This is a genomic window from Prosthecobacter sp. (genome assembly GCF_029946185.1).
Taxonomy (GTDB): domain Bacteria; phylum Verrucomicrobiota; class Verrucomicrobiia; order Verrucomicrobiales; family Verrucomicrobiaceae; genus Prosthecobacter.
The window spans coordinates 1-4671 of sequence record NZ_JAQSEA010000105.1; the positions used below are offsets into that span (position 1 = coordinate 1).

Sequence of the window (4671 nt, forward strand, 5' to 3'; positions counted from 1 at the left end):
TGCTAGGGTTTCCAGGCTTTGCTCCAAAGAACGTAGATTTCGTGCATGGCGCGCTGCTCCAGCGGCGTCCATTCGAGGGTACGCTCCAGCAGGGTTTTGGCGCTGCCGAGGCGGGGGTCTTTTTCCACGGCGAGCTGGTAGTTCTCGATGGCCTTCTGGGTGTCGCCGGTGCCCCAGTAGCCGAGGACGAGGGAGTAGTAGTCGTAGTGCGCCTGATGGTCGCTGAGCTTGCCTGCAAGTTCAAATTCGCGCACGGCGTCGGTGTAGTCGCCCATGTTGAAATAGGCCCAGCCTGCGCGGTTGTGCATGGGTGCCTTGTCATGAAGTGCGAGCGCTTTCTTCAGGTCTGCACGCGCTTCGTCCTTGCGTCCGAGCAGGGCAAGGACGTAAGCGCGGTTCGAATAGGCCTGGGAGTTTTCGGTGTTTTCTAGGATCTGCCGGTTCAGAGTCTCCAGCTTGGGCGTGGTCTGCACGGGCGCAGGTGCATCGGCGGCAGCGGCGGCGGAGAGCGCTAGGGCGAAATATAAGATGGCAAAGCGAAGATGAGTCATGGGAGGAGTCGCGTGAGGGGTGAAATCAAAGAACGTTGTGAGATGCTCCGTGCATTCCAAAGAACGAAGCCTATTCATCGCTGCGTTCTGATTTGAGCGGTTGTCGCATTCCATTTTTCACCTCTCCCCATTCCATGAGCTGGTTTCAACTTGATCCCCAAAGTATCGCTGCCCGCGCTCGTGCGGCGGGTTCTTCCGTGCCTTCACTGGGAGCTTCGGTAGTGCGCGGCATGCTGGGGTTCACCGTCGTCAGCGTGGCTGGCTTTGTGCCATGGGCCGTGTTTGGCCAATGGTTCCACAGGCAGGCGGGGGAGGCGGGGATGTATGCCGCCTGCGCGGTGGTCTTCCTCGGCCTGACCGCACCGCTGCTGCATCGTCTGATCATCGGGCCAGGGTCGATGTCGCGATTTTACAAAGTCTTCTGCCCGGCGTTTGCGGCGTATTCGGTGGCGTGGATTGTAGGCTGGATGACGCTGCACGGCCACCTCGGAAGCATTGCCGGACTGCTCAGTGGTACGGTGGTGATGGCCTGCATGCTGGTGGCGGCCTTTGATGCGTTGCGTGTGGTGCTCAAAGTCTTTCTCGCGCTGTTTGTATTGAACTCGATCGGCTACTTTGTGGGGGGGCTGTCTGAGGCTGCGTTCATCAAAGAGTATCCCTTGTACGCAAAACTGAGCTGGGGCGTTTTTTACGGCCTCGGTCTCGGTGCGGGTCTGGGACTGGCGTTTCATTTCTGCCAGGAGCGTGCGCGGAAGCTGCTGGCAGGCGGGTGATTCTTTCTTGCGGAGCCATATTTTAGATGGCCTGAAAAAGTTCTCAGAATGAAGGGTTCTTGTTGAAAGTATGCCAATATGCGCAAATAAGCGCAAAACTTTCTCTCCATGCTTTTATTCCTCACCTTTGCTGTCGTCGTTGTGGCTTATGCCAATGGGGCGAATGCCAATTTCAAAGGGGTGGCATCCCTGTTTGGAAGCGGGACAACGAGCTACCGCACCGCAGTGAACTGGGCGGCGGTCACAACGGCGGCGGGCTGTGTGGTGGCGATGTTTTGGGCGGCGAATTTACTGAAGACCTTTTCTGGCAAGGGGCTGGTGGCGGAGGGGCTGACCGAACAGCCGTTTTTTTTGTTCGTGGTCGCGGCGGCAGCGGGAGCCACGGGGCTGCTGGCGACACGCTTTGGCTTTCCGGTCTCGACGACCCACATGCTCACAGGCGCTCTGCTGGGGGCGGGTTGGACCGCAGGCGAGGTGAATATCTCCAAGCTGTGGGACAGCTTCATCAAGCCGCTGCTGCTAAGTCCGGTGATTGCGGTGGTGGCGGGCGCGGTGATTTACCTCCTGCTGAAAATGCTGCGGCTGGCACCGGATCATCGCACGCGCACGCTGGACGCCCTGCACTTTCTGAGCGCGGGGGCGGTGTGCTTTGCACGGGGGGTGAACGACACGCCCAAGATGGCGGCGCTGCTGCTCGGTGTCGGCTGGCTGCATGGCAACATGGGCATGATGTTGATCGCGGTGGCGATGGCGGCGGGCGGACTGATCAGCGCGCGTCAGGTGGCCGAGACGCTGGCGCATAAAATCACCGATATGAATCCAGGCCAGGGCTTTGCGGCCAACTTCGCCACGGCGCTGCTCGTGACGACAGCGAATGTGCACGGTCTGCCGGTTTCGACGACGCATGTCTCCGTCGGCGCGCTGATCGGCATCGGCGTCACCACGCGACAGGCGAAATGGCGCACCGTCATTCCGGTGCTCGCGGCGTGGGTCATCACGCTGCCGGTTTCCGCCTTGCTCGCCGCCGTGTTTTTCCACTTTGGCCGGCACCTCTTCCCATGATAAAAAAAACCCGCATCGTCACCCTCGCCGCTTTTGCGGTTGTCACCTCCGTGTTCGGCACCCCGACCGGTCTCAACAACATCCCGACCGCTGAAACCATCGACCATCGCACGGTGGCGGTGCAGTTCTTCAGCAGCTTTGGTGGCTCAAATCAGTTTTCCACGAGTGGCCCGGGCAAAACATCGGACTGGGTGGGCTTCAAGACCGGCTGGGACTTCAAGCCAGTGCATCTGGAGTGGGGTCTCGACAGCGTGCTGGGCACCGGACTCTCAGGCCCGCTGCTGTTCCAGACGAAGGCGCGGATCCAACCCTGGCAGGATGGCATGTGTGCCCTCGGTGTGGCGGGTGTGGCGCTGACGGATTCCGGACGCTCGGGCGATCCCTTCACTTACGCGATGCTGTATCATGATTTTCATATCCTGCGCCTGCATGCCGGCTACGGGCTGCAAACCGATGGCAACAGCTACCTCTTCGGTGTGGACCGCACCTGGAAGCTCTTCAACCGCGATTTTAACCTGAACGCTGATCTCGTGCAGTCGCGCAATCAGCAAGGTCATATCGCGGCAGTGGGGGCGAAATACTTCCTCAACAAACACATCGTGTTCGAAGCCTGGGCAAACTTCCCCGACCGCGACCGCGTGAGCGCCATCGCGAAGATCAACTACGTCTTTACCTTTTAATCCCCTGCCACCCACCCATGAAATCCATCCTCTCATTCCTCACCGTTGCCCTGCTGAGTTCAGCCGTGCAGGCCGAAATCGGCCTCATCTCATGCGCAGAAGCGAAAGCGCTCATTGAAAACGCCGACGCTTCCAAGCGCCCCATCGTGCTGGACACCCGCGGCGGCTACAAAGACTACTTCCGCGGCCACCTGCCCACCGCGCAGCACCTGGAGTTCGACACCCTGCGTGGCACCGACCACGCCGTGCCCGTGCAGTACCTGCCCGATGACCTGACCAGCGCCCTGCTCGTCCGTGCTGGGGTTGATAAAGACCGTCTCCATCTCATCTATGCCACGGGTGATGTGCTGCCGAATGACGAGATCCTCAGTTCGACCATGGTCGTGCATGTGCTGGAGAAAGCCGGCGTCAAAGACATCCGGATCGTTGACGGCGGTCTGGCTGAATGGAAGAAGCAGGGCTTCGCCCCCACCCAGGAATACTTTGGCAATCCTAAGGGAACGCTGCCGGATAAAGGCATCACCACCACTGCCGCCAACATTTCGGATGTGCAGGCGCATGTGGGCAAGCCGGGCAACGTGCTTGTCGATGCGCGCCCGCTCAATGAGTTCCGGGGCGAAGACGAAATCTGGCTGCGCAAAGGCCACATCCCCGGCGCGATCAGTTTTCATTGGGCACGCCTGGTGGAGAAGGACAACACGCACAAGTTCAAGCCCTTCGCGGAAGTGAAGGCTGAGCTGGAAAAGGCCGGGATCACGCCGGACAAGAGCATCATCGCCTACTGCGGCACCTCACGTGAAGGCAGCCTGCTGCTATTTTATTTGAAGCATGTGGCCGGTTATTCAAAGGTTCGACTTTACGAAGGCGCATGGAAGGAATATGTCTGGCTCAGCGGCAAATCATTGCCTGCCGAGACCGGTGGTGAACCAGCGGGATCGAAGTAACTTTTTTGGTTAGGTTGAGAACAGCGTCGTCGCCTGAGGGCGGCGGCGCTGTTTGCCTTATGGCTTCGCAGCCCGCCTGACTTCGATCTTGATGACCTGACGCACCCAGCGTGCATGGCGTTTCTCCTTGGACAGGATGATGCGCAGAGGGCCGGTGGCGGCATCCAGGGGCTTGCCGTTTTTTTGATCCGCCAAAATCACCGGGCCTTCGTTGCAGAGGGGGTCAAGCTCGGGCAAGGCGTAAATAGCCTGATAGCCGTCAGCGGCGATGACGACGATATAAAGGGACAGCGCGGGGCCGCGGAGTTGTTCGCCCATGGGAACGCCGGCGGTTTTCAGGATCTGGTACAAAGGCACGCCGGTGAACTGGGCTTTTTCGCCCGAGTGCTCCACGGCATCGACGGTTTGATGAGGGAGCAGTTCGAGATCGGCGAGGGAGAGCTTGAGCGGTTTTTCCACCTCGCCGGAAACCTCCAGAGTCTGGGCGGTGAGATGAGTGGTGAAGACACAGAGGAGGAGCAGCAGGCGCATGGAGGTCTGGGCTTAGAATTTGATCTGCACGTTGGCAAACAAGGTGCGACCGGCGAGGTAGTAGCCTTCGGTGATTGCGTAGTTGCGGTCGCAGAGGTTGTTGGCACCGAAGCTCAGCGTGGTCTGGCCG

General features: G+C 59.6%; 6 protein-coding genes. 4 read left to right on the top strand and 2 right to left on the bottom strand.

Annotated features, from left to right (window positions below; all coding sequences use genetic code 11):
- Positions 1-2: 2 nt before the first annotated feature.
- On the bottom strand, positions 3-551 hold the full coding sequence (locus PSV43_RS08280) for a tetratricopeptide repeat protein (protein WP_300195475.1): 549 nt from the start codon (positions 549-551) through the stop codon (positions 3-5).
- A 134-nt stretch (positions 552-685) separates the two neighbouring features.
- Here PSV43_RS08280 and PSV43_RS08285 point away from each other — a divergent pair, with 134 nt between their 5' ends.
- From PSV43_RS08285 to PSV43_RS08300, 4 genes are all read left to right on the top strand, one after another.
- Entirely contained in the window at positions 686-1324 is a 639-nt protein-coding gene (locus tag PSV43_RS08285; RefSeq protein WP_300195478.1) for a hypothetical protein, read from the top strand.
- Positions 1325-1432: 108 nt separating this feature from the next.
- Positions 1433-2386, top strand: a complete 954-nt coding sequence (locus tag PSV43_RS08290) for an inorganic phosphate transporter (RefSeq protein ID WP_300195480.1) — start codon at positions 1433-1435, stop codon at positions 2384-2386.
- Positions 2383-3066, top strand: a complete 684-nt coding sequence (locus tag PSV43_RS08295) for a hypothetical protein (protein ID WP_300195482.1) — start codon at positions 2383-2385, stop codon at positions 3064-3066. The genes PSV43_RS08290 and PSV43_RS08295 overlap by 4 nt, the downstream gene beginning before the upstream one ends.
- 17 nt (positions 3067-3083) lie before the next feature.
- Entirely contained in the window at positions 3084-4010 is a 927-nt protein-coding gene (locus PSV43_RS08300) for a rhodanese-like domain-containing protein (protein ID WP_300195484.1), read from the top strand.
- Positions 4011-4067: 57 nt separating this feature from the next.
- Here PSV43_RS08300 and PSV43_RS08305 read toward each other — a convergent pair whose 3' ends face one another.
- Entirely contained in the window at positions 4068-4541 is a 474-nt protein-coding gene (locus PSV43_RS08305; protein WP_300195487.1) for a molybdopterin-dependent oxidoreductase, read from the bottom strand.
- Between the last annotated feature and the right edge of the window lie 130 nt (positions 4542-4671).